Below are 23,775 nucleotides of genomic sequence, written 5' to 3'. Positions count from 1 at the left end.
CTAGAGAGACTTTCTCTAGACACACTGTCTTCAGAGACGACCCGCGAGGATCAGGGCCCGCGCTCGGCGGACGAGTAGACGGCACTGACCGATCGGTGGCACCTGAGGCCGCCCAAGAGGCTCCAAACAGACATCCGTGCGCCAGGGACTGCCTTCGGGCGTCTCGGCCCGCCTGGGCGCTTCAGATCACGGGCTGGTCTGCGGTGATCGGAGAACTACTGGCCCTGGTCCACCGGCGGAAGTGCCGACAACAGCCGACGCCGGTCGCTCGACGGGTGATGACTTCCCGGAGTGCAGCGCCCGCCGGCGGCGCCCTCATCGAACCGCAACTCCTGGCATAGCAAAGCGGTGGCCCGGAAGGATCCCTGATCCTTCCGGGCCACCGCCGGAACGATGTTGTCCTACTCTCCGTTCATGATCCGGTCGTAGGTTCTCCGGGCCCGCACGTTCCGAGCGCTGGCGCCGTAGCGGCGGAGCATCTGCGGGGAGGTCCAGCCGTTCAGCTCCATGAGGTCGCCCTCGTTGCCGCCCTTGTCGAGCCATGAGTGCGAGAAGTGGTGACGGAACTTGTGCGGGTGGACCACCACGCCGGCTTCGTCGCCGCGCCGGGAGATCATCTGGTAGATGCCGTTCGCGGTCATGGGCTGGCGGTTGTTGATCCCGAGCCAGAGCTTCGGGCTGTGCGCGTAGCTGTGCTTGCCGCGCAGCCGTAGGTACCGGTCGACCGCCCGCGCGGCGTTGTAGCCGAACTTGACCATCCGTTCCTTGCGGCCCTTGCCCGTGACGCGCAGCTCGCGGCGCTCCAGGTCGATGTCACCACGCTCGGGGTGCTCCGGGTCGTAGCAGATGCCGGCCATCTCCGAGAGGCGGATCCCGGTGGCCTTGAACAGCTCGATGATCGCCTGGTCGCGGCGGTCGACGAACGTCTTGCCCTTGCAGGTCTTCGACAGGAGGTTCAGCTCCTCCTCGGTGAACACCGGGACGATCTTCTCGGCGACCTTGGGCGGCTTGAGCCGGCCCATCGGGTTGCCGACCTCTTCCTCGTCCGCGTACCACTTGAAGAACTGCTGCAGCGCCCGGTACTGGTTGTTGGCGTAGCTGTCCGAGTACTGATCAAGAAGGTAGACGAGCCACGCGCGGACGTCGTCCGCGGTCACGTCCGACCAGTCGGTGTGGCCGGTGTGCGCGAGCAGGTGCGCCGCGGCGAACCACTGCGCGGCCTCGACGTAGGTCCGGATGGTCTTGGGGGACTTGCCTTCGGCGCTCAGATGGAGGCGGAAGGAGTTGATCACCGGCTGGAACGGGCCAGCGATCAAGGATTTGGGCTGCCGGGGCCGGGAAGCCGTCATCGAAAGTTTTCCTCTGTTCCAGCGCTGTGCGACGGACGGTTGAACCGGCCTGTCGACGTTTTCGCTGGTCAGACGGTGTGAGTGGGCAGGGGCGGGGTCGAACCGCCGACCTTCCGCTTTTCAGGCGGACGATCGGGCGCTCGGGCGCCGATCGACCCCCTACCCGCCGATTCGTCCGCGACAGAACAGAATGGCCGCGATCATGATGGTTCGCATGCCTTGAGGAGGTGCGCCTGTGTCCGCGATGGTGGGGAAGCGGCTGCGGCGGTGGCTGCACCGCGCCGCCGTCACCGCCAAGGATGTCGGCGAACGTGATCACCTTCCAGGGCTTGCGACGGTCGGGCGGGTTCCTGCCGCGGCCGGTGGCACCGACCCGGGCGTCAGCCCGACGGAGTTCGCGGGCGCGCTGCTGATCGTGGCCCGCGACGGCGACCTGGCCCTGCGCCAGGCGGTCCTGGACGGGCTGGGCACGGCCGCGGCGCCGTGGTGGCTGGCGGTGGACAAGGCGTTGCGGCAGCGATGGTGGTCCACGTCGCACTGGTCGCGGCGCCTCGCGGCGGACCTGGCCGACGGCGAGGTGGACGAGCTGCACCTGGTGGTGGCGGGGTGCCACCACAACGGGCGGATCCGCGAGGCGGCAGCCGTCCGCCTGGCGGACCGGACACACCCGGCCGCGGCCGCGGTACTCGCGCTTCGCGCCTGCGACTGGGTGGCCGAGGTTCGGCACCAGGCGCGGACGGCCATCGAGGGCTGGCCGCCGGTGCCGGACGGGCCGGTGCTGACCACGCTGGCGGAGCTGGCGTTCGCGTTACGCGGACGGCGAGAGGGCGCCTGGCTCGCGCAGCGCGTCGATCAGATCCTGCGGGACCTGCCGGCGTGGCAACTCCAGCCGCTGCTGTCTGCGCGGGATCGCGCGACCCGGCGGGCCGCCTACCGGGCGGCGATCGCCGCTGACCAGCTGAACCTGGACCAGCTGACAACGGCGGCGGTCAGCGACGGCGACCTGCCGATCCGGACGATGTGCGCCCAGGCCGCGGTGCGGGCCGCGGCCGACCCGGCGCGGCTGCACGCGATGCTGGCCAGCCGCACCGCCCAGGTCCGCACCGCGGCACTTGAGGCACTGATCGCGCACGGTGACCCGGACGTGGCCGAGGCGGCGCTCCCCGACCGGCATCCACTCGTGCGCGCAACCGCCCAGGCGACGCTGCGCCGTGCCGGTTCGGACCCGGCCGAGCGCTACCGCCGGCTCGCCGCAGCCCAGGCTCCGGAGCCTGGGACGATCGCGGGGCTCGGGGAGACCGGCACGGCGGACGACGCCGACACCGTCGCCCGGTGGCTGTCGCATCCGCGTGCCCGCGGCCGGGTGGAGGCGATCCGGGCGCTGCGTCGCCTCGGCGTCACGCGTCCGGCCGAGCTGGTGCCGATGCTGCGCGACGACTCCGCCGCGGTCACCCGCCAGGCGGTGGCGACTCTGCGCCGCGAGCCCGGCGCCGTTGAGCGGCCGGCGCTGGAGGCACTGCTCGCCGCGGGCAACGCCGCATGTGCGGTTCGCCGGCTACCGGCTGCTGACCACCGGGGACGACGCCTGGCAGCGGATGGCCGTCAACCTGCGCCTGCTCGACGACGCCGACGAACGGCTGCGGGCCAGCGCACAGGCCGACCTGACAGCGTGGCTCGACAACGAAGCCGCCACCACGTACCACGCGCCAAGCCGCGACCGCGCCGCCGAGCTTGACAGCCTGATCGAACGCACCCGCCCGGTCCTCGGCGAGCACAGGGCCCGACTGCTGCGGTTCCACGCTGGTCTCGAAACCGCCGGCTGACGAGCCTCAGGCGGTGCCTGGCGCTCGACGACGTCCTTCAGGAGGTCGGCCCCGGACGGCATGGTGTTCCACGGAACACCATGATCAGCAATGCTCGGCGAGCTGCTCGATGATGTGCGCCGTCCACCTGGTGATCCGCGGCATGACGAAGATCGGGGTGAAGGTCGGGATGCCGAATCCCATCAGGTGGTAGGTGGGGCCGGTCGGGAAGTCGAGATTGGGAGCGAGTTCGTCTCCGGATTCACCGTCGAGACGGAGGTCGTGTCGACGACGACTCCAGCCAGAGCTTTGCGCACCGAGGATCCGACGGTGGCCATGGCGGACGTCCTTCCAGGGAGAAGACCGGAAAGTCCGGGGAGAACCGGAATGTTCAGATCCGGAAGTTGAAGGTGTCGGTGTCGAAGGTGTTGTAGGCGGGGTAGTCGAGGAGCTCGTAGAGGCGGGAGCGGGTCTGCATCCGGTCGACGAGACCGGCCTGTGTGCCGTCCGCCAGGAGCTGGCGCAGCCCGTCCTCGACGGCGCCCATCGCGAGGCGCAGCAGGGTGACCGGGTAGATGACGAGGTTCACGCCGGCGGATTCCAGCGCCGCGGTGGTGAGAAGCTCGCTTTTCCCGAACTCGGTCATGTTCGCCAGGATCGGCACGTCGACCGCGCTGCGCATCGCCTCGAACTCGGCGAGGTCGGCCATCGCCTCCGGGAAGATCATGTCCGCGCCGGCGTCGGCGTAGGCGCGGGCGCGCTCGGTGGCGGCGTCCAGGCCCTCGCCGGCGCGGGCGTCGGTGCGGGCGCAGATGACGAAGTCGTCGTCACGGCGGGCGGTGACCGCGGCGTGGATCCGGCGGACCATCTCCTCGGTGCCCACCACGGACTTGCCGTCGAGGTGCCCGCACCGCTTCGGGTTGACCTGGTCCTCGAGGTGGCAGCCGGCGAGCCCGGCGTCCTCGAGGATCTGGACGGTGCGGGCGACGTTCATCGGCTCACCGAAGCCGGTGTCGGCGTCCACGAGGGCCGGCAGGTCGGTGACCCGGGCGATCTGCCCGGCCCGCCCGGCGACCTCGGTCAACGTGGTCAGACCGATGTCGGGCAGGGCGAGATCGGCGGAGAGCACCGCGCCGGAGACGTAGACGCCGTCGAAGCCGAGCTCGGTGATGAGAACAGCGGTCAGCGGGTTGAACGCGCCGGGGAAACGCAGCAGGCGACCGGAACGCAGCGCCTCCCGGAACGCGGCGCGACGGGAATGGGCCGGCTTCTTCGCGTGCAGCACTGCGGGTTCCTTTCCGAAATCCGGGCGGTCAGAAGATCCCCTGGGTGTCCCCGGTGGTGAGTGCGGGCTCGGGAGTGAGGGTGAGGCCGGCGAGTTCGCCCGGGGTCAGTTCGGGCAGGCGGGCGGCGGTGTCGAGGAACCTGTCCTGCTCGGGGCCGGGGATGACGCCCTCGGCGAGCCGGCGGAACTTGCCGACGTACTCGTCCCGGGCAAACGGACGGGCGCCGAGCGGATGCGCGTCGGCGACGGCGATCTCGTCGGTGAGCACGGTGTCGTCGTCGAGCTCGACGACGACCCGTCCCCCGAACGCCTTCTCGTCGGGGTCGGTGGCGTGGTAGCGCCGCGTCCACTCCTTGTCCTCCAGCGTGGTGATCTTCCGCCAGAGGGCGACGGTGTCCGGCCGCGCCGCCCGCTCGGGGGCGTAGGAGCGCTCGTGGTGCCAGTCGCCGTCCTGCAACGCGACCGCGAAGATGTAGGGAATCGAGTGGTCGAGGGTCTCCCTGCTGGCCTTCGGGTCGTACTTCTGCGGGTCGTTCGCCCCGGAGCCGATCACGTGGTGGGTGTGATGGCTGGTGTGGATCACGATGGAGCGGACTCGGGCGAAGTCCCCGATCCGCGGGCCGAGGCGGCGGGCCAGGTCGATCAGCGCCTGGCTCTGGTACTCGGCGGAGTGCTCCTTGGTGTAGGTCTCGAGGATTCCCCGCTTGGCCTCCCCGACCGCGGGCAGCGAGACGACGTACTGCCCGCCGGGCCCGTCGAGCAGCCAGGCGATGAACCCGTCCTCACCCTCGTAGGCCGGTGAGGGCGCGCCCTCTCCGCGCATGGCCCGGTCCACCGCCTCGACGGCGAGCTTGCCGGCGAACGCCGGTGCGTACGCCTTCCAGCTCGAGATCTCGCCCTTGCGCGACTGCCGGGTTGTTGTGGTCGTGTGCAGGGCCTGCTGGACGGCCTGGTGGACGGGCTCGGTCGGCAGGCCGAGCAGGGCGCCGATGCCGGCGGCGGCGGACGGGCCGAGGTGCGCGATGTGGTCGATCCTGTGCCGGTGCAGGCAGATCCCGCGGACGAGCGCGACCTGGATCTCGTAGCCGGTGGCGATCCCGCGCAGCAGGGCGGCGCCGTCCAGCCCCAGGTGCTGGGCGACGGCCAGCACCGGCGGGATGTTGTCCCCGGGGTGGGAGTAGTCCGCCGCCAGGTAGGTGTCGTGGAAGTCCAGCTCGCGCACGGCGACGCCGTTGGCCCAGGCTGCCCACTCCGGGGAGACGCGGACGCCGGCCGGCGTGCCGAACACGGTAGCGCCGTCACGCCCGGGGGCGGGGATGTGCCGCAGCGCCTGGTCGCGGGCGGCGGCCACCGGCTTTCGGGTCAGCGACGCGGCGGCCACCCCGGCGTTGTCGATGACCCGGTTGATCACCATGTCGGTCACGTCGTCGGTGACCTCGACCGGGTCGGTGGCGACCGCGGCGATCTTCCAGGCGAGCTGGTCCTCGCGGGCCAGCCGCTCGGCGCTCCGATACACGCGGACCTTGTGGTCGATCATGCGCTCACTCCTTCTTCCGAGGTGTCCGCCGAACCGGGTTGGAGAGGTTCCTGCCGAACAGACCCACGTCGACCATGCGTAGCCGACACGGCTACCCGCTGGTGCCCGATGGACGGGTGTCGGTGTGTTCGAAGCCGGTGCCGACCTACCGCCACCGAGCGCTCCCACCCGACCACACTGCTCCGATCCGGTTGACCTCGCCGCGCACCAAGCGTCTAATGGCGAGAACCTGATATATTAACTGCGAGAGGGGCATCCGTGTCGCCAAGGCGCGAGGACCAGCTCACCCTGGTCGCGTTCATGCAGGCTTCGAACGTGTCGGTGTACTCGGGGTCGTGGCGGTACCCGAGCTCGGCGCACGACTTCCTCGACCTCCGCTACTACCAGCGGATAGCGCGGGTGCTCGAGGAGGGCACGTTCGACCTGATGTTCTTCGACGACCGCCTGGCGATGCCGTCGATCTACAACGCGTCTCCCGCCGACGCCGTCCGCTACGGCGCCCGCCCGGTCAAGCTCGATCTGACCGCGGTGCTGGGCGCCGCCGCGGCCGCGACGTCGCACCTGGGCCTCGGAGCGACCTACTCCACGACGTACTACCCGCCGTTCCACGTCGCGCGGACCTTCGCGACGCTGGACCACCTCAGCGGCGGGCGGGCGGCCTGGAACGTCGTCACCTCGGTGAACGACTCCGAGGCCCGCAACTTCGGGGTCGACCAACACCTCGGTCACGACGAGCGCTACGACCGCGCCGAGGAGTTCATCGACGTCGTCACCCGGCTCTGGGACTCCTGGGAGGACGACGCCCTGGTGATGGACCGCGAGTCCGGCGTCTTCGCCGACCCGGGCAAGGTCCACGAACTCGACCACCACGGCAAGTACTTCCACGTGCAGGGACCACTCACCGTCCCACGCCCGCCGCAGGGCCGGCTGCCCATCATCCAGGCCGGCCAGTCGGGCCGCGGCCAGCAGTTCGCCGCCCGGTGGGCCGACCTGATCTTCACCGCCGACCCGAGCCAGAGCGTCGCCGCCGAGCACTACCGCAGCCAGAAGGAACTCGTCACAGCCGAGGGCCGGTCCGCCGAAGCCGTCCGGATGCTCCCGATGGCGTACGCCATCGTCGGCGAGACCGAGACGATCGCCCGGGAGAAGGAGAACATCTTCCTCAACGAGCTCGTCCACCCGATGGCGTCGCTGACGCTGCTCTCCGAGCTGACGAACCACGACTTCGCGGGCTACTCGCTCGACGACGAGATCACCGACGAGCTCATCAACTCCGTCTCCGGCATCCGCGGCCTCGTCCAGGGCGTGAAGAAGCACCTCGGCGGCGGCAGGATGACGCTGCGGACGCTGGCGAACCACCGCGCCACCCTGCTGCAGGGCCCGCGCTTCGTCGGCACCGGCGCACAGATCGCCGACCAGATGCAGGACTGGTTCGAGACCTACTCCTGCGACGGTTTCGTCCTCGCGGCCACCCACTTCCCCGGCGCGTTCGAGGACTTCGTCCGGCTGGTGGTGCCCGAGCTGCGCCGCCGCGGGCTGTTCCGCTCCCGCTACACCGGCTCGACCCTGCGCGAGAACCTGGGCCTGGCACGGCCCGCCAGCAGCTTCACCGCGCCGGTCAGCAGCGGTGTCCGACCCTGAACGGACCGGCCGCGTGGAAGCGGGTCCCCAAGATCCCAGGGCCGGATCTGATGTGCGGCGAGGGCTGCGATCGCCCGTCAGCCGCCGGCGCCGGCGCCCGCCGCTGGACCGGCGGCTGTCGATCCGGCCCCGGCCGGCCCGGGGCCGAACACCCGGGCGACGAGGAGCCGGCCGGCGCTGACCACATGCTCCTCCGACACCCGGCGCGCGCGGGCACCGTTGTGGGCGGCGATGGCGTCGACGATGTCGTCGTGCTCGCGCAGGGCGCAGCCCACCTGCTCCGGGACGAGGTCGAAGAACGACCACGGGATGATCCGCCCGGTCTGGCGGATGAGCGCGATCAGACGCACCGAGTCGCTGGCCTGGTTGACGGCCCGGTGGAACAGGAAGTTCGCCGTCCGCAGGTCGCCGCCGGTCTCGACCGCCGATCGGACGTCGGCCGCCAGGCGCCGGAGCTCGGCCAGGTGGGCTTCGGAGATCCGTTCCGCGGCCCAGGCCGCGGCCGCGCCGGAGAGCATGGCGATGAGGGCGAAGTTGTCCTCGACGTCACGCTGGCGCAGGCCGATCACCGTCACCCCGCTGCGGGGGGCGACGCGGACCAGGCCCTCGAACTGGAGCGCCAGGCACGCCTCGCGGACGGGGGTGCGGCTCGTGCCCAGCCACGTGGCGGTCTCGTCCAGGTCGATGCGGGCCCCCGGGCCGAGGCGGCCACTCATGATCTCGTCGCGGAGCACGTCGGCCACTCTGTCCCGGGCGGTGGCGCCCAGCCGGAGCCGGCGGGGCCGGCCCTGCCCGGCGTCGGCTACCGCCGCCGGGCCCGCTCCAGCCCCCACCCATTCATCCGAGCCGGACATACCGTCGCGCGGGCCGAGGTATCCGGGCGTCGCCACGCCGACCAGCGTATATCAGAAGAGCAGAACAGCCGCGCCGTCAAGTGGCTCAGGTGGCGTCCCCGAGCAGGTGGAACCGGCGGCGGAAGTAGACGGCGGGACGGTCCTCGCCGACCTGGGTCCGCTCGACCCGGCCGAGCAGGATCGAGTGGTCACCCGCCGGTTGGATCGCGTGGGCGGCACAGTCCAGCGTCACGCACGCCCGGTCGAGCACGGGGAGGCCGCGTTCGTCGGGGCGGAAGCCCGCGTCCGCGAACTTGTCCGCGCCGCGCGTCGCGAACCGCACCGCGAGGTCGGCGTGTTCCGGGGGCACCACGTGCACGATGAACCGCCGCGCCGCCTCGAACGCGGGGTGGCACTGGGCGGACGTCGCGAGACAGACAAGGACGAGCGGCGGATTCATGGACACCGAGCAGAACGAGCTCGCCGTGAAGCCCCACCACCGACCGGTGTCGTCGGCGGTCGTCACGATCGTGACGCCGCTGGGAAACGAGGCCATCGCGTCGCGGAACCGACGGTCGTCGTCGGACGCCGCGGACGCGGTCTCGCGCGCGCTGGTCGTGGCTGTGTCCGGCCGCCGGCCCATCCTGGTCCACCTCTCGGTCAGTGATGCGCCTGCGGCCACCGCCCCACCGAAGACACCCGGTAAAGGGGCGTGGTGTGCCGGGCGGATGACGTCCTTCCAGCTCAACTCTGACACTTTGATATATCAGGTGTCAAGGCGGGACTCGACTGTTCCGTCGACCGAACCGGGTGGCGGGCCCGACAATGCGAGGGTGCTGACTGCATTGCGTCAAGGCCGGGCCGTGGTCCGGATGTCGGGCGCCGCGCTCGCGGGCGATGATCTGGCGGGCGCGGTGGGCGCCGCCGCCGAACGGGTGCGGGGGCTGCGCCGGATCGCGGTGGTGGCCATCCCGACTCTGGAAACCGTTGTCGCGATCGCCGGGGCGGTGGAGGCCGGCGTCACCGTGGTCACGGTCAACCCGCAGGCCGGCGCCGCCGAACGGGCGTACGTCCTGGCCGACAGCGAACCCGACCTGCTGCTCGACGACGTGGATCTCACCGCACGCGGCGCGCTGCCGACCGAGCCGGCTGATGACGACGCACCCGCACTGGTGATCTACACCTCCGGGACCACCGGGCCCCCGAAGGGCGCGGTGATCCCGCGCCGCGCGGTCACGTCCAACATCGACGCGCTGGCCGACGCATGGGCCTGGTCACCGGCCGACGTGCTCGGGCACACGCTGCCACTGTTCCACGTACACGGCCTCGTGCTCGGGACGCTGGGCCCGCTGCGGATCGGGTCCGCGCTGCACCACGCGGCGCGGTTCGCGCCGGTGCCGGGCGGGACGCTGTACTTCGCCGTGCCGACCATGTGGTCCCGGGTGCCCGAGCCGGAGGCGTTCGCGTCCGCCCGGCTGCTCGTGTCGGGCTCGGCGGCGCTACCCGTCCCGGTGTTCGACCGGTTCGCCGCGCTGGCCGGTCACCGGGTCGCGGAACGTTACGGGCTCACCGAGACCCTCATCAACACCGCCGCGCGGGCCGACGGTGACCGCCGCCCAGGCCTGGTGGGTGCGCCGCTGGGCGGCGTCGAGGTGCGGGTCACCGGGGACGAGGAGTTCGGACCGGTCGAGGTACGCGGCCCGAACGTGTTCACCGGCTATCTGGGCAACCCGGCCGCGACCGCGGCGGCGCTGACCTCCGACGGCTGGTTCTCGACCGGAGACCTCGGCCTCTTCGAGCCGGACGGGCAACTGCGCATCGTCGGACGGCAGAGCACCGACCTCATCAAGTCGGGCGGTTACAAGATAGGAGCTGGCGAGATCGAGAACGCGCTGCTGGCCCACCCGTCCGTCGCCGAGGCCGCGGTCGTCGGCGTGCCCGACGACGACCTCGGCCAGCGCGTCGTGGCCGTCGTCGTCACGCACGAGCCGATCGACGCCACGACGCTGATCGACCATGTCGCCACCGCCCTGGCCCCGCACAAACGCCCACGCGAGATCCGGTTCGCCACCGAACTGCCACGCAACCAGATGGGCAAGGTACAGAAGAAGAAACTGCTCACCTGAGCACCGTGGAGGGCTGCCCGGCGGCTCAGGACAGCAGCTGGCGGATGTCGTTGGCGTCCAGGGTCGCGTCGACGAACTCGCCGCCGTCCATGACGCTGGTGAACAGTTCGGCCTTACGTGCCTGCAGTGCCATCACCTTCTCCTCGATCGTGTCCTTGGCCACGAGTCGATAGGCCATGACGTTGCGTGTCTGACCTATACGATGTGTTCGGTCCACGGCCTGTGCCTCGGTGGCGGGGTTCCACCACGGGTCGAGCAGAAAACAGTAGTCCGCCTCGGTCAGGTTCAGGCCGTATCCGCCCGCCTTGAGACTGATCAGGAAGACCGGCGCCGCCCCTTCCTTGAACCGGCGCACGACCGCCGAACGGTTGCGGGTGGTGCCGTCGAGATAGCAGTACTCGATGCCGGCCACAGCAAGGGAATCGCGCACCCTGCCGAGGAACCGGGTGAACTGGCTGAAGACGAGCGCGCGGTGCCCACCGTCGACGACGTCCCGCAGCTGCTCGAGCAGAATGTCGATCTTGGCGCTGGGAAGATCGTCATGCGTGTCATCGACCAGCCCGGCGTGAAGACTGAGCTGCCGCAGTGTCGTGAGCGACCGCAGGATCGTGAAACGGTTACGGTTCATGTCGTCGATCAGGCCCAGGACCTTCTGCCGTTCGCGCTGCAGCCGGGTCTGGTAGACCTTGCGGTGGCGGGGATACAGCTCGATCTCGAGGACCTGCTCCTGCTTGGCTGGGAGCTCGGGTGCGACCTGTTCCTTGGTACGGCGCAGAATCAGCGGCCTGATTCTGCGCCGCAGTTGCGCCAGGCGCTCGGTGTTACCCTGCTTCTCGATCGGGCGGGCGTAGTAGTCCTGGAACCGTGACCGGTTCGGGAACAGCCCCGGAGCAGTGATCGACAGCAGCGACCACAACTCCATCACGTTGTTCTCCAACGGTGTTCCCGTGACCGCCAGCTTGAACGGCGCAGGCAACAGTCTCGCGCACTGGTACGCCTTCGACTGACTGTTCTTGACGATCTGCGCCTCGTCGAGGATCAGCCCGGCCCAGGTGGCGCCGGAATACGCCTCCTCGTCGAGCCGGAAGAGGGTGTACGACGTCACGACCACATTGGCGGCGTCCATGACCTCATCGAGGGTCTGGCCCCGGCGCCGCAGTGTGTCGGTGACGGCGGTGACCCGCAGCGCGGGTGCGAACCGAGCCGCCTCGGCGACCCAGTTCGACACGACGCTCGTCGGCGCGACGATGAGGAACGGTGCGAGCGCCGGGTCGGCCTGGCGGGCATGGCAGATCAGCCCGAGCGACTGCAGGGTCTTCCCCAGGCCCATGTCGTCCGCGAGGATCCCTCCAAGTTGGCAGTCCCACAGGAAGCTCAACCACTGGTAGCCGTCAGACTGGTAGGGCCGCAGGCTGGCCTGCAACATGCCCGGTGACTCCTTCGCACCGGCCGAACCGAGGTCCAGCAGGCCCGCCACCTGGCGGCGCCACGCCGCGGCCTGGCGGACGACCACGCCGAGGCCGGCCAGTTCCTCCCACAGCCCGGCCTGGAAGCGGCTGATACGCAGCGGCCCACCCGGGGCGTCCTGCAGCGCCCGGGCCTCCTCGATCAGCTGGCGCAGCACCCGCAGTTCCGGTTTGTCCAGGCTGAAATACGCTCCGTCGTCGAGCAGGAGGTGCGATTCACCCCGGCTGAGCGCGAGAAAGACCATCGAGAACGGGACCTGGCGCCCGTCCAGGGTGATGGCGAGCCCCAGATCGAACCAGTCGGGTTCGTTCGGCACGTCGTCGGTCGAAACCTCGATGCGCAGCAAATCCCCGACCTCGCGGTAGGCGGCGGGACGCCCACCGACCTCGACGGCGATCCCGTCCCGGGCGGCCAGTAGCGGCAACAGCTCCGTCGTGAACCGCATCGTCTCGACCCCGCTGAGACGGACGGAGGAGACCGGCACGCCCGCCTCGCCGCACGACAGCAGCCGGGCGGCGTCGAGCGGCAGGTCCAGACCCGTCAGGATCTCGGCCTCGCTGGTCCTGTCCCGGTACTCGGAACCCGTCCCGTCGCCGTGCAGCGGTGCCCGCAGCCGCGTGTCTCCGACCGAGTAGTCCCATTCCCAGGTGATCTCGACGGTGTGGTCGGGGCCGTAGTCCGCCCGGGCGACGAGAACAGGCGGCGCGATCACCGGCGGTTCGAAGGAACCGTCGGAGGAGACGATCGTGGCCAACTGACGCAGGCCGGGGTAGAACTCGCGGACGAACCGCGACCGCTCGGCGGCCGGGACCTCCAGGCTCCGGTTCCCGACGGCCATCCGGACCAGTGCCGGCGGCACGAAGGCGGTCAACCGGGCCAGCCGGATGTGCCAGTCCGCATGCCGGTCCGTGGCCTGGATCTCCGCCCGGTCGATACCGACGACGCCGTGACCGCCGATGAACGCGAACGGTGCGACGGCCGCGTCCGAGCCGGCCACGCGCAGTACGGGTCGGACGGTGAGCGCCGCTGTCGCCGGATCGCAGGTGACGTCCAGACAAAGTTCCGCCGAACCGTACGGCTCGATGTTCCCGAGGCGTTTGCGTCCGTGCACCAGTTGGATACCGGCCGCGATGGCCTCGTCGAGCAGCGGCCACAGCCGCGGGCTCGTGAACGCGCCGAGGTCGATGTGCTTGTCGTCCCGGTGCGAGTAGTGGCGGTACAGCGAGTCCTCGTCCCCGGACCGGTAGACGGCGTACATCTCCCGCAGGACCCGCAGGTGCGCCACAAGGTAGTCATCCCGCTGGTACGGCCCGTGAGGTGCGCTCAGCTTCGACCAGGCGGGCCCGCCGACCCAGCCGTTCTTCCCGGGCTTCACCACGCGCGCGAGGACACGCAGGGACGGCCCGCCGGACGTCGACCGGCCCACCACCGGCTCCGCGGACAGTGTCAGTTCGAGGGCGAGCGGCGTGGCACCCCGTGGTTCGCCATCAGCCGGCCGGTCACCGAGCAGGGCCGACAGCGATGACGCCCAGGTCGCCGGTGCAGGGGCCGCGCGACGGCCCCGGTCACCCGGTTCCGGGTCGCGGGCGGCGGTCCGCGTCGCCGCCAGCACGAGTGCCACGGCGTGTTTGCAGCTGACGCCCACCGGGCAGCTGCACTCGCCGTAGCTGAACCGCCAGGCACCCGAACGGGCCCGGCCGGTCAGGGAGACAGTGGTCAGGTACCGCTCGCCATGGCTACCTTCGACCCGGCCCTGGAGCACCTGGGCCACCGGCTCCCACGACATCTCGCTCACCGCGCCCTGGCGGGCGTACTGTGCGCCCCGCCGGTAGGTGACGTCACCCACAGCGGCCCGCAGATGATGGTCATCGACGCTGCGCAACGCCGCGGGAAGCATAGCGGGAAGCATAAAGGAGAAGCTAACAGCTCCCGGTCGGGGATCTGCCGCCTCGTTCTGGCGGAGACCACGCTGATGTCCGGAGCGGGAAGTCACCCGAAGCGGTGCCCCGCCCGCCGGCCGACGGGCGGGGCACCAGGCTCAGCGCCAGCCGGCTGCGGGTGAGCCCGCGCACCGTCGCGCAGCGCGCGGCGCACCGGAGGACGGCTCGGCACCCGCCGTCACGTCAGCTCGCGGTGGGCAGGTCGAGCGGCCGGTCGGAGGTGAGAATGGCGCCGTCCAGCCGCAGCAGATAGCCGGCGGGCTTGGTGACGATGGTGCGGGTGGGGTCGGCGCCGACGAGCAGCACGGCCAGGGTGGTCTCCATCTTCGGTGCGCTCAGCAGGTGACTCTCCCTGCTGTTCGACACGCGCAGGGGCCCGAGCAGTTCGTATCGCATCGACACCTCGTGCAGGCAGCAGGAAACGAGTCCGGGAGGGGAGGTCTTCAATGTCCCGCGGCCACGCGGCGCGCACATCGGTGAAACCGCGTAGGTAAGGCGAGACGCCGGGATCAGGCGGGCGCGACGCCGAAGGCGCGCAGGAAGGTGTCGACACCAGCGCGGACGACCTCGTCGACCTCGCGGGGCCGCAGTGGCCGGGCGCCCGGGATGCTCCGCACCGGCAGCTCCTCGTAGACGAGCGAGATGAACTGGTTCGCCCCGCGCATCGGGTCGTCGATGCGCAGCAGACCCGCGTGGGCGAGCCTGGCGAGCCGCCCCGCCAGCACCTCCACGAACTGGTCGGCCCCGCTGGCGCGCACGGCGTCGTAGAGGTCGGGGAAGCGCAGTGCCTCCGCGTAGAGCAGCCGGCGCACCACCTCGGACCGCTCGTCGCAGTAGCAGTCGACGAGCCTCGTCGCGACGGCTTCCAGCCCGCCACGAAGGCCGCCGGCGTCCTGGGGGAAGCCCTCGAGCACCTCGAGCGCCTTCGCGTTGGACAGCGCCGCGGTCGTCGTCATGACGTACCGGAACAGGTTCTCCTTCGACCCAGATGGTTGTAGATCGTCGGCTTCGCCACCCCCGCCTCAGTGGCGATCATGTCGATCGTCGCCTCGGTGTACCCGTGCCGGGAGAAGACGCGCAGCGCGGCCTCCACGATCGCGCGCCGTTTGTCCAGCCGGCCCCGATCCGGCCGGCCCCGATCTGACCGGCCCGGTTCCGGCCCGTCCCGTTCCGCCGGAGTTCCGGGCGCGCCGGTGGTCTCGCCCACACCCATGCCCGCATGCTACCGTCCGACCCATCACATTGAAACGAGTAGTTCACTTTTACTTAAGATCTGTTTCAAGGAGGGTTCGATGGTGGGCACGGACACGGCGGAGGACAGCCCTCCTAGGCTTGATTCCGCCCTGCTGATCATCGTCGGGGTGATGGTGCTCGGCGGGATGATGTCCTACCTGGACGCGACGATCGTCAACGTCGGGATCAGCACGCTCGGCGCGGAGTTCGAGGCCTCGCTCGCCACGATCGAGTGGGTGACCACCGGCTACCTGCTGGCGGTCGCGCTCGCCATCCCGCTGGCCGGCTGGGCGATGGCGCGCTTCGGCTCGCGGCGGATGTGGCTGCTCGGCCTGTCGTTGTTCCTCGCCGGCTCGGCGCTGTGCGCGGTGGCCTGGAACGCGGAGAGCCTGATCGCCTTCCGGGTCCTGCAGGGGCTCGGCGGCGGCATGGTCGACCCGATCATGATGACCGTGGTGGCCGGCGCGGCCGGCCCGGCCCGCATCGGGCGGGTGATGGGCCTGATCTCGATCCCGATCACGCTCGGGCCGGTACTCGGCCCGATCGTCGGCGGCGTGCTGCTGGAGAACTTCTCCTGGGAGTGGATGTTCCTGGTGAACATCCCGTTCGCCCTCACCGCGATCGTGCTCGCCGTCGTGGTGCTGCCCGCCGACCCGCCGCGGGACGGCACACCGGTGCCCCTCGACGCCCTCGGCGTGGCCCTGCTGTGCCCCGGTTTCGCCGCGGTGGTCTTCGCGCTCTCCCAGGCCGGGCGGGACGGCTTCGGCAGCGTCCAGGTCGTGATCGGTCTGGTCCTCGGTGCCGCGCTGTTCGCCGGCTACGCCGCGCACGCGCTGCGCACCGCCGGCACACCACTGCTCGACCTGCGGCTGTTCGCCAGCAAGGGCTTCAGCGCCAGCGTGACCATCATGTTCCTCGTCGGCGGCGGCCTGTTCGCGCTGCTGTTCCTGCTACCGCTCTACTACCAGCAGGTACACGACCACTCGGTGCTGGAGTCCGGCCTGCTGCTGGCCCCGCTGGGCGTCGGCGCCATGATCGGAATGCCGCTGGCCGGCAACCTCGCCGACCGCATCGGCGCCCGGCTGCTGGTGCCCACCGGCGCCCTGCTGGTCACGGCGGGGGCGCTGGTGTTCACCCAGTCCGGGGCGGGCACCTCCCAGGCCGTGCTGACTCCCGCCCAGCTCGTCATCGGTTTCGGGCTCGGGCTGGTCGGCGCGCCGACGATGGGCTCGGTCTACCGCACCGTCCCGATGACGTCGGTCGCCGGGGCGACAGGGGCGGTGTTCATCCTCAACCAGATCGGCGCGTCGTTGGGCGTGGCCGTCGTCGCCCTGATCCTGCAGGGCGGCGGGGCGCACGCGGCCCCGACACCCGACTCGTTCGGGAACGCCTTCTGGTGGCCGGTCGCCGCGGGCCTCGTGGTGTTCTCGGCCGGCTTCCTGCTGCCCGGCCGCCCGGCGCCGGCCCCCGAGGCGGCCCCGGCCGCCCCCGCGGAGCCGGTGCCCAACTCGGTCTGAGCCCGCCCCTGTCCGTCCTCGACGTCGTGCCCGTCTTCGAGGGCGGCAGCGCCACCCAGGCACTGCGCGACACCGTCGCGCTCGCGCCCCGGGTGGAGGAACTCGGCTACCACCGGTACTGGGTAGCCGAGCACCACAACACCCCCAGCCTGGCCACCTCGACGCCGGCCGTGCTCGCCGGCAGGATCGCCGCCGCGACCAGCACGCTGCGGGTCGGCTCGGGCGGGGTGCTGCTGCCCAACCACGCCCCGCTCGTCGTCGCCGAGCAGTTCGGCACGCTGGAGGCGCTCTTCCCGGGCCGCGTCGACCTCGGGCTGGGCCGGGCGCCCGGAACCGATCCGACCACCGCCCGGGCGCTGCGCCGCACGCCCGGCGGCGACGAGCGCTTCGAGGGCCAGCTGCGGGAGCTCTCGGGCTACTTCGCCCCCACCGCCCCGGGCAGCCGGGTGCTCGCGGTGCCCGCCGCCGACAGCCGGCCGAAGCTGTGGCTGCTCGGTTCCAGCCCGGCCAGCGCCGGGCTCGCCGCCGCCCTCGGCCTCCCCTACGCCTTCGCCCACCACATCAACCCGCACGCGAGCACGGCGGCGCTGCGCCACTACCGGGCGGCGTTCCGCCCCTCACCCCAGCTCGACCGGCCGCACGCGCTGATCAGCGTGATAGCGACGGTCGCCGACAGCGACCAGGCCGCGGCACGGGCCGCCGCCCCCTACCTGCTCGGCAAGATCTGGATGCGCACCATCGGCGGATTCGACGCGTTCCCCTCCGCCGCGGCCGAGGGCGCGCACGCCTACAACACCGCCGAGCGGGCCTTCCTCGAGGACCTCGCGGCCCCCCAGCTCATCGGCGGCGTGGACACGGTCCGCCGGCGGCTGGCCGGGCTGGTCGAGGCGACCAGCGCGGACGAGCTCATGGTGCTCACCGTGGTGCCCGACCAGGCCGACCGCCTGCGGTCCTTCGAGCTGCTCGCGAGCGCGGCCACGGCGGTGAGTCCAGCCACCGAGCCGGGGATTTCAGCGCGGCTTTAGAACACCCACCAGGGTGGTGATCCCTATCCATACCGTGTACGGAGTACCTGAATGCCATCGCGCCGAACGGCACGAAGAGCAGGGCTGTTCGCGGCCCTCGCCGTCACCCTGGCCACCGCGGCCTACGGATCCGACGGCGGCGGCACCTACACCTTCGAGCTGCGCGACGACGTCACCTTCCACGACGGCGCCAAGCTCGACGCGGAGGCGGTCAAGGCGAACTTCGACCACATCGTGGCCAAGGACACCGAGTGGAGCAGGTGTTCACCGACCCGCGCCATCGGTACACCCAGGAGCTGCTCTCCGCCGTTCCCGGCGAGGCGGGGCGGGCGTACCGCGCGCGCTTCGGAACCGGCGCACCCGGCGGGACGTCTCGCTACGGGGCCTCGGCCGGCGGTACCTCGGTCGGCGCCGCGGCGGCGAAGGCACGCAGGAAGGTGGCGGTCGCGGCCCGCGCGGTGTGCTGGATCTGGGTGTCATCGAACGGGCGGGTGCCCAGCGCGGAACGGTGCGCGACCGGGCCGGTGAGCAACGCGAGGAACTGCTCGGCCGCCTCGACCGGGTCGGCCAGCCGCAGCCGGCCGGCGAGCGCGAGCCGGGCCAGCCGGTCCGCGAACGCCTCCCCCACCTGGTTCGGCCCATTGGCGCCGATCATGTCGAACAGGTCCGGGAACCGGACGATCTCGGCGTGCAGCAGGCGGCGCAGCGCCCAGGAATCCGCGGCGCAGTAGCACTCCAGCAGCGCGCGGCCGACGTCGGTGAACGCCGTGGGCAGGTCGGCCACGTCGGCGGTGAGCCGGCTGACGACGGCAAGGCTCTTGGCCGTGGTCCTGTCCGCCGCGGCCGCCATCGCGTGCCGGAACAGGTTCTCCTTGCCGCCGAGATGGTTGTAGATCGTCGGCTTCGCCACGCCGGCCTCGGAGGCGATCATGTCAATGCTCGCCTGCGCGTAACCCTCGCGCGCGAAGACGGCGAAAGCTGCGTCCAGGATCGCCTGCCGCTTGTCGATCCTGCCTCGTGTGCCGACACTTCCAGCCGACTCCGCCGCTGCAGCCGACTTCGCGACCTTCGCACTGCGCACCGGCCCACCCTACGCGGACGACGACGGCGGGCCGCCCGGCCCCGGCGGACCGGGCCGGCGCACGGCCAAAGCCCTCCAACCTTGGCATTTACCACTAATTCGATGGGTGCGGCCGCGCTGGCCGTGCTGGCCATCAGCCAGCTCGCGGCCTGCGGAGGCTCCACCGCCGCCGACGGGACGCCCTGGTCGCGCCGACGTGCCGGAACCGGGCGAGCTCCCCTCACCGCTGCGGCCACCGAGCGGCTGCCGGTTCCGCACCCGCTGCCCCCGAGCCCGCCCCCGGTGCGCGGCGGAGCAACCGGCGCTGCGGATGGTCGTTCCCGATCACCAGGTCGCCTGCCACCACCCGGGCTGACACCTCGGCCATCGTGGGACGCGAACAGGATTATCCTCCGGCAGCACGCCGAGGGATCACGGAATTAGCGGGCTTTTAGCGGTCGACACAATACTGATCTCCCATCAGCTACCCGGACGCATGCGTCCCACCCCTTCGGCGCCTGTACTGCCTTCGCTGACCGGCATCCGGGCTCCGGCCGCACTGCTGGCCTTTCTCTTCCATGCCCAGTGGGAGAACCATTACATCGGTGGCGGGACCGGTGACACGATCTCCGACATCATCGACCGCGAGCGATCTGTTTTTGCCCGTCCTGAGAGGAGAACGAGGACATCCGGTCAGTCGGCGGCCAGGCCGCGCCGTAGGGCCCAGATCTGCTCTTCCTGGGCGCGCCGCGCGGTGTCGATGTCCAGGTCGCGGAAACCGTGCGCCGCGCCCGCGTAGGCGTGCAGATCAACCGGCACCCCCGCCTGCATGAGCCGCAGCGCGAAAAGGATCCCCTCATCGCGCAGCGGGTCCTCGCCGCCGACGGCGAGGTAGGTCGGGGGCAGCCCGGTGAGGTCGTCGGCCCGGGCGGGAGCCGCGTACTGGTCGGCCTCGGTCACGCCCTCGCCGAGGTAGAGGCGCCAGCACTGGACGGCGAGCGGGCGGTTCCAGACCGGGGTGTCGACGGCGTCCCGCATGGACGGTGTCTCCAGCCGGTCGTCCGTAGTGGGCATGACCACACTCTGGAAACGCACCGCCGGCCCGCCGCGGTCGCGGGTCAGCAGGGCCACCCCCAACGCCAGGGTCGCACCCGCACTGACCCCGGCCAGCCCGATCCGGGCCGGATCGGCACCCAGCTCCTCGGCATGCGCCGAGGCCCACCGCAGGGCGCTGTAGCAGTCGTTGAGGCCGGCGGGGAAAGGATGCTCGGGGGCGAGACGGTACCCGACCGACACGATCACCGCCCCGGTACCGAGAGCCAGTTGGGCGACGCCCTGATGAACCATGTCGAGGCTGCCGAGCACGAAGGCGCCCCCGTGCATGTACACGGCCAGCGGCAGCGGGGACGGCCGGCCTTCGGGGCGGTAAACACGCACCCGTACCTTCACGTCGTCATCGGAGCCGGGAACGAGATGGTCCGTGATGGTGAGCCCCGGGATCGGCGGTAGCTCGTCGGCATGAATCGCCGCCCGCCCGGCGCGCTCCTGCCTGACCGCGGCCTCCAGGTCGGTGATGGTTCCCGCATTCGGCGCCGGCGCCGACGTCCTTGCCATTCCGCGCTCCTCGTTCTCTGCTTTTCGATCCGCATCGGGGATGGGCCGGCCCGGTGACAGAATCAACTGACGTCCACCATGGGACACGCATCGATGTCGACCGTCGTCCCGACTCGGCGCACAGCCTTTTTGCCGGGACTTCCACCATATCGCGAACAGAATATGTGCCGTACTGGAACAGAGCCTTTTACGTGGCGCCGACGGTGCCCGAGTGCCATGGCGTACCGCGCGGTTCCCTGCGTGCGCGCCGCCTCAGCTGTCAGGGCCGGGCAGATCTATTTCGAAGTAGTACGAGTCCGTGCCCGGGCCGCGGCGTTCGTGGCGGTCGAAGCCGACGCTCTCGTACAGCGCGACCGCGGCGGTGTCGGCGTTGGTCGTCGTCAGGTCCATGTACGTCGCCCCACGCCGGCTCGCGTGCTCCATCGTCGCCGTGAGCAGGATCCGGCCCAGCCCGCGACCCCGCAGCGCGGGCCGGACGTACAGCTCGGCCAGATAGCACTCGTCGGCGTCGTCCCACAGCGAGGGCCGGAACCGCGTCAGGGTGAGCCCGTCCGCGTCGTCCCGGTCCGCGGACGCCTCGAGGAGCAGCACGGCTGTCGCGCCCTGGCCGAGCAGCAGCGCGACCCGATCCGTGAGCCAGCCCTGTTCGGGCGCCGGCTCGTCGTACTCCGCGTTGAACGCCCGGAGCAGACGCGCGATCTGCTCCGCGTCGGCGGCCTGGGCGACGCGGACGCGCGGCAGGCCGCTCGTCGTCATACCGACCAACCTATCGACCTGCCAGCTCCGGCCGGAGTCGGCCGAGTCGGCCGGAGTCAAACAGCACGGTACGGCTGTGGGCCGTGAAGTGAACCCGCCCAGATCCCCGCGACCGGCGGGCGTCTCCGCTTCAGAGCTGGCCGTGGTTGGGGGGCAGCACGTCGTTGAGGAGGAAGTTCCCGACATGGTGGTACTTCCAGTCCACCGGGTCGTGGCTGGCGTGGGTGCGGGCGTTGCGCCAGTGCCGGCTCAGATCGTGGCGCTCGTCGGTGGCGCTGGCGCCGGACAGCGCGAACAGATCACTGGCCACCTCCGCGGCGACCTCACTGCCGAACGCCTTCGCCTGGGCCACCGCGAGCGAGCCTTCCGCGGCCTGCCGCGCGTCCCGCGGGGATCGCCCGACCTCGTGCAACCGGTCGGCGGCCCAACGCAGCAGCTCCTCGGCGGCCCGCACCCGGGTGGCCAGCCGGCCGTAGCGCAGAATCGTGTGCGGATCCTGCGCCGCCGAATCGACCCAGCCTCCACGCGCGGCCTCGAAGAACGGCCGGGCCCGGGTGCGAACGAACTCACCGGCGTCCCGCAGGGCGCCACCGGCGATCCCGACCTGGATCGCGGCGTGCACGAGTTGGGCCCGGGCCCCCAGCTGCTGGGGAACCTCGAAGGCTCGGTGGTACGGGATGACCAGCGAAGGGTCGACCGGTACGGCCCGCAGGGTCGTCGTGCCGCTCACCGTGGCGCGCTGTCCCATGACGTCCCAGTCGTCGTCCACCGACACTCCCGGGGTGTCGCGTTCGACGAACGCCAGCACCAGGCGGTCAGCCTCGTCGAGCGCGCTGACGCCGATCCACCGCGCGGTGATCGACCCGGTGCTGTAGTACTTGGTCCCGTCGAGCCGCAGCCCGGTGCCGTCCGGGCGAAGCCTGGTGCCGTCCGGGCGAAGCCTGGTGCCGAGGTCCTGTGCGTGCCGCCCACCGCGCTCGGCCAGCCCGCTGCCGAGCCGGGCACCGGCGAGGATCTCCGCGAACAGCAGCCGCCGCTGTGGCGCCGTCCCCCAGACCGTCAGCACGTCGACGAACAGGAAGTGCCCCTGCGGAATCTGCGCGATGGCCGGATCAACCGCGGCGATCGTGCGGACGACCTCGGCGAGGGTTCTTGGTGACACCTCCGCGCCACCGTGCTCGGCCGGCGCTGTGATGCCGAGCAGACCGCTGGCGTCCAGCGCCGCCAGGGCCTCGACCGGCACGGCGGCCGACCGGTCCCGTTCGATCACCGTGTCGGCGATCGACTCGGCGTAGCGCCGTGCCGCGGCGACCGCCTCCGCGTCCGATCCGATCACCGGGATGGCCGTCGCCTCCGCTGACGAGCCGGTCATCGGGACATGGCACCGTTCGCCCTGGTCCGGAGCGGCCCCCCGAACGTGACCCGGTCAGCCACGTAACGCTCAGGATCCATCAATCCCCCTAATTTCGATCGACAAAATTTACGACAGCCTCATGTCACCAATAGCGGCGATCCTGCAACATCCACCCACCGGCGCCCCGGCGCCCCGGTGCCCACCGACAGCGGACGATCATGCCCCCGCGTGCGACCAGGGGCATGTTGAAGATCAGGCGTCTCCGGAAGACTTGATACCCAGATCGTCGGGGAATCGTTCCGTCATCGTCTGGTGGCCAGCCGGAATGGGGAGGAACTCATGACCGGACAGCGGGATCAGGTGGCTGCCATCGCAGTCGAAGCGTACATTTTCGCCTATCCGCTCGTGACCATGGAGCTGACCCGACTCCAAGCCACCAATGTCGAGCCCGGAGCGGCGCCGGGCCGGGCCCCGATGAACCAGTTCGCACATATCCGGGAGTTTCCCGACGCCGATTTCAGGATGGTCGTCCGGCCGAACTTCGACACCCTCTACTCCTCGGCCTGGGTGGATCTGACCGAAGGACCGGTGGTGGTCTCCGCACCCGACACGGATGATCGCTACTACATGTTGCCCGTTCTCGACATGTGGACGGATGTCTTCGCCACCCCCGGAAAGCGCTCCAGCGGCACGGCCGCGGCGTACTGGGCGCTGGTGCCGGCCGGGTGGAGCGGGCGCCTGCCTGCGGGCGTGGGACGCATCGACGCGCCGACTCCACACGTCTGGATCATCGGCCGGACGCAGACCAACGGCGAGGCCGACTACGACGCCGTCCACAAGGTGCAGGACGGATTCCAGCTCTCCCACCTCGCGGACTGGGGGCGCGCTCCGATCGCCGCGACCACCCGGGCCGTCGACCCGGACATCGACATGACGACGCCGCCCCTGGACGTCATCAACGCCATGACCGGCGAGGAGTTCTTCAGGCGCGCGGCAGAGCTGATGAAGCTTCACCCGCCACATGTCACGGACTGGTCACAGATCCGGAGAATGCGCGCGCTCGGCCTGGTTCCCCGCGAGTCCTTCGACCCGAACCGCCAGGGCCGGGCCGTTCGGGATGCCGTCGCGGCGGCGCCCCGGACCGCTCAGGAAGCGATGACCGCGCGAGTTTCGACAATGGCGACCGTGTCCAACGGATGGCAGACCAACACGGACTCGATCGGCGTCTACGGCAGC

21 protein-coding genes, 1 tRNA gene and 1 pseudogene are annotated in these 23,775 nt (G+C 70.9%); 8 read left to right on the top strand and 15 right to left on the bottom strand.

Going from position 1 to position 23,775, the window contains the following annotated elements:
* Positions 1-401 precede the first annotated feature (401 nt).
* Together AC559T_RS34490 and AC559T_RS34485 are read right to left on the bottom strand one after the other, a co-directional pair.
* The gene (locus AC559T_RS34490; protein ID WP_498871362.1) at positions 402-1,316 is read right to left on the bottom strand and encodes a tyrosine-type recombinase/integrase; all 915 of its coding nucleotides are present in this window, start codon (positions 1,314-1,316) and stop codon (positions 402-404) included.
* A 115-nt stretch (positions 1,317-1,431) separates the two neighbouring features.
* Positions 1,432-1,514, bottom strand: a tRNA-Phe gene (locus AC559T_RS34485).
* Between the two features lie 70 nt (positions 1,515-1,584).
* Here AC559T_RS34485 and AC559T_RS34480 point away from each other — a divergent pair.
* Positions 1,585-3,084 (top strand): hypothetical protein, encoded by a 1,500-nt coding sequence (locus tag AC559T_RS34480; RefSeq protein WP_498871361.1) that lies wholly within the window; start codon positions 1,585-1,587, stop codon positions 3,082-3,084.
* Positions 3,085-3,256: 172 nt separating this feature from the next.
* Here AC559T_RS34480 and AC559T_RS34475 read toward each other — a convergent pair whose 3' ends face one another.
* From AC559T_RS34475 to AC559T_RS34465, 3 genes are all read right to left on the bottom strand, one after another.
* Positions 3,257-3,475, bottom strand: a complete 219-nt coding sequence (locus tag AC559T_RS34475; protein ID WP_498871364.1) for a citrate/2-methylcitrate synthase — start codon at positions 3,473-3,475, stop codon at positions 3,257-3,259.
* A gap of 67 nt (positions 3,476-3,542) precedes the next feature.
* On the bottom strand, positions 3,543-4,436 hold the full coding sequence (gene prpB / locus AC559T_RS34470) for a methylisocitrate lyase (RefSeq protein ID WP_498871360.1): 894 nt from the start codon (positions 4,434-4,436) through the stop codon (positions 3,543-3,545).
* 28 nt (positions 4,437-4,464) lie between these two features.
* Positions 4,465-5,973 (bottom strand): MmgE/PrpD family protein, encoded by a 1,509-nt coding sequence (locus tag AC559T_RS34465; protein WP_498871359.1) that lies wholly within the window; start codon positions 5,971-5,973, stop codon positions 4,465-4,467.
* 258 nt (positions 5,974-6,231) lie between these two features.
* Between AC559T_RS34465 and AC559T_RS34460 the strand changes: the two genes are divergently transcribed.
* Complete coding sequence (locus AC559T_RS34460) at positions 6,232-7,614, top strand: LLM class flavin-dependent oxidoreductase (protein ID WP_498871358.1); 1,383 nt, start codon at positions 6,232-6,234, stop codon at positions 7,612-7,614.
* Between the two features lie 77 nt (positions 7,615-7,691).
* Here the strand turns inward: AC559T_RS34460 and AC559T_RS34455 are convergent, their stop codons facing one another.
* Both AC559T_RS34455 and AC559T_RS34450 read right to left on the bottom strand, forming a co-directional pair.
* Positions 7,692-8,504, bottom strand: coding sequence for a GntR family transcriptional regulator (locus tag AC559T_RS34455; protein ID WP_498871357.1), 813 nt, complete (start codon positions 8,502-8,504; stop codon positions 7,692-7,694).
* Positions 8,505-8,553: 49 nt separating this feature from the next.
* Positions 8,554-9,090: a flavin reductase family protein gene (locus AC559T_RS34450; RefSeq protein WP_498871356.1), complete on the bottom strand. Its 537-nt coding sequence runs from the start codon at positions 9,088-9,090 to the stop codon at positions 8,554-8,556.
* Positions 9,091-9,280: 190 nt separating this feature from the next.
* Between AC559T_RS34450 and AC559T_RS34445 the strand changes: the two genes are divergently transcribed.
* Positions 9,281-10,573 carry an acyl-CoA synthetase gene (locus tag AC559T_RS34445; protein WP_498871355.1) on the top strand — a complete coding sequence of 431 codons (1,293 nt, stop codon included), beginning with the start codon at positions 9,281-9,283 and terminating at the stop codon, positions 10,571-10,573.
* Between the two features lie 25 nt (positions 10,574-10,598).
* Here AC559T_RS34445 and AC559T_RS34440 read toward each other — a convergent pair whose 3' ends face one another.
* The 4 genes from AC559T_RS34440 to AC559T_RS34425 all read right to left on the bottom strand — a co-directional run bounded on the left by AC559T_RS34440 (position 10,599) and on the right by AC559T_RS34425 (position 15,193).
* Positions 10,599-13,937, bottom strand: coding sequence for a DEAD/DEAH box helicase (locus AC559T_RS34440; protein ID WP_498871354.1), 3,339 nt, complete (start codon positions 13,935-13,937; stop codon positions 10,599-10,601).
* 226 nt (positions 13,938-14,163) lie between these two features.
* A complete protein-coding gene (locus tag AC559T_RS34435; protein ID WP_498871353.1) occupies positions 14,164-14,376 on the bottom strand; it encodes a hypothetical protein in 213 nt (70 codons plus the stop codon).
* Positions 14,377-14,489: 113 nt separating this feature from the next.
* Complete coding sequence (locus AC559T_RS34430) at positions 14,490-14,936, bottom strand: TetR/AcrR family transcriptional regulator C-terminal domain-containing protein (RefSeq protein ID WP_498871352.1); 447 nt, start codon at positions 14,934-14,936, stop codon at positions 14,490-14,492.
* Positions 14,933-15,193, bottom strand: coding sequence for a TetR/AcrR family transcriptional regulator (locus AC559T_RS34425; protein WP_498871351.1), 261 nt, complete (start codon positions 15,191-15,193; stop codon positions 14,933-14,935). The genes AC559T_RS34430 and AC559T_RS34425 overlap by 4 nt, the downstream gene beginning before the upstream one ends.
* A 79-nt stretch (positions 15,194-15,272) precedes the next feature.
* Here AC559T_RS34425 and AC559T_RS34420 point away from each other — a divergent pair, with 79 nt between their 5' ends.
* The 3 genes and pseudogenes from AC559T_RS34420 to AC559T_RS34410 all read left to right on the top strand — a co-directional run.
* Positions 15,273-16,730, top strand: a complete 1,458-nt coding sequence (locus tag AC559T_RS34420) for a DHA2 family efflux MFS transporter permease subunit (RefSeq protein ID WP_498871350.1) — start codon at positions 15,273-15,275, stop codon at positions 16,728-16,730.
* Entirely contained in the window at positions 16,727-17,755 is a 1,029-nt protein-coding gene (locus tag AC559T_RS34415) for an LLM class flavin-dependent oxidoreductase (protein WP_498871363.1), read from the top strand. Before AC559T_RS34420 ends, AC559T_RS34415 begins: the two co-directional genes overlap by 4 nt.
* Before the next feature lie 51 nt (positions 17,756-17,806).
* A pseudogene (locus AC559T_RS34410) lies at positions 17,807-18,007 on the top strand (ABC transporter substrate-binding protein); the annotation flags it as partial.
* A 124-nt stretch (positions 18,008-18,131) separates the two neighbouring features.
* Here AC559T_RS34410 and AC559T_RS34405 read toward each other — a convergent pair.
* Positions 18,132-18,836, bottom strand: a complete 705-nt coding sequence (locus tag AC559T_RS34405; protein ID WP_112108854.1) for a TetR/AcrR family transcriptional regulator — start codon at positions 18,834-18,836, stop codon at positions 18,132-18,134.
* Here AC559T_RS34405 and AC559T_RS34400 point away from each other — a divergent pair.
* A complete protein-coding gene (locus AC559T_RS34400) occupies positions 18,775-19,191 on the top strand; it encodes an oligopeptide/dipeptide ABC transporter ATP-binding protein (RefSeq protein ID WP_498871349.1) in 417 nt (138 codons plus the stop codon). The two genes, AC559T_RS34405 and AC559T_RS34400, sit on opposite strands and share 62 nt — an antisense overlap.
* Before the next feature lie 317 nt (positions 19,192-19,508).
* Here the strand turns inward: AC559T_RS34400 and AC559T_RS34395 are convergent, their stop codons facing one another.
* The 3 genes from AC559T_RS34395 to AC559T_RS34385 all read right to left on the bottom strand — a co-directional run bounded on the left by AC559T_RS34395 (position 19,509) and on the right by AC559T_RS34385 (position 22,557).
* Positions 19,509-20,429: an alpha/beta hydrolase gene (locus AC559T_RS34395; RefSeq protein ID WP_112108853.1), complete on the bottom strand. Its 921-nt coding sequence runs from the start codon at positions 20,427-20,429 to the stop codon at positions 19,509-19,511.
* Positions 20,430-20,681: 252 nt separating this feature from the next.
* On the bottom strand, positions 20,682-21,185 hold the full coding sequence (locus tag AC559T_RS34390; RefSeq protein ID WP_498871348.1) for a GNAT family N-acetyltransferase: 504 nt from the start codon (positions 21,183-21,185) through the stop codon (positions 20,682-20,684).
* A gap of 130 nt (positions 21,186-21,315) precedes the next feature.
* On the bottom strand, positions 21,316-22,557 hold the full coding sequence (locus AC559T_RS34385; protein ID WP_498871347.1) for an SfnB family sulfur acquisition oxidoreductase: 1,242 nt from the start codon (positions 22,555-22,557) through the stop codon (positions 21,316-21,318).
* Between the two features lie 321 nt (positions 22,558-22,878).
* On the opposite strand from AC559T_RS34385, the gene AC559T_RS34380 reads away from it, so the two are divergent.
* The coding region (locus AC559T_RS34380) for a DUF1254 domain-containing protein (protein ID WP_498871346.1) at positions 22,879-23,775 on the top strand (897 nt) is incomplete at its 3' end.

Source organism: Frankia sp. Hr75.2 (genome assembly GCF_949319125.1).
Classification (GTDB): Bacteria; Actinomycetota; Actinomycetes; order Frankiales; family Frankiaceae; genus Parafrankia; species Parafrankia soli.
This window is presented reverse-complemented; position numbering and strand designations above follow the sequence as displayed.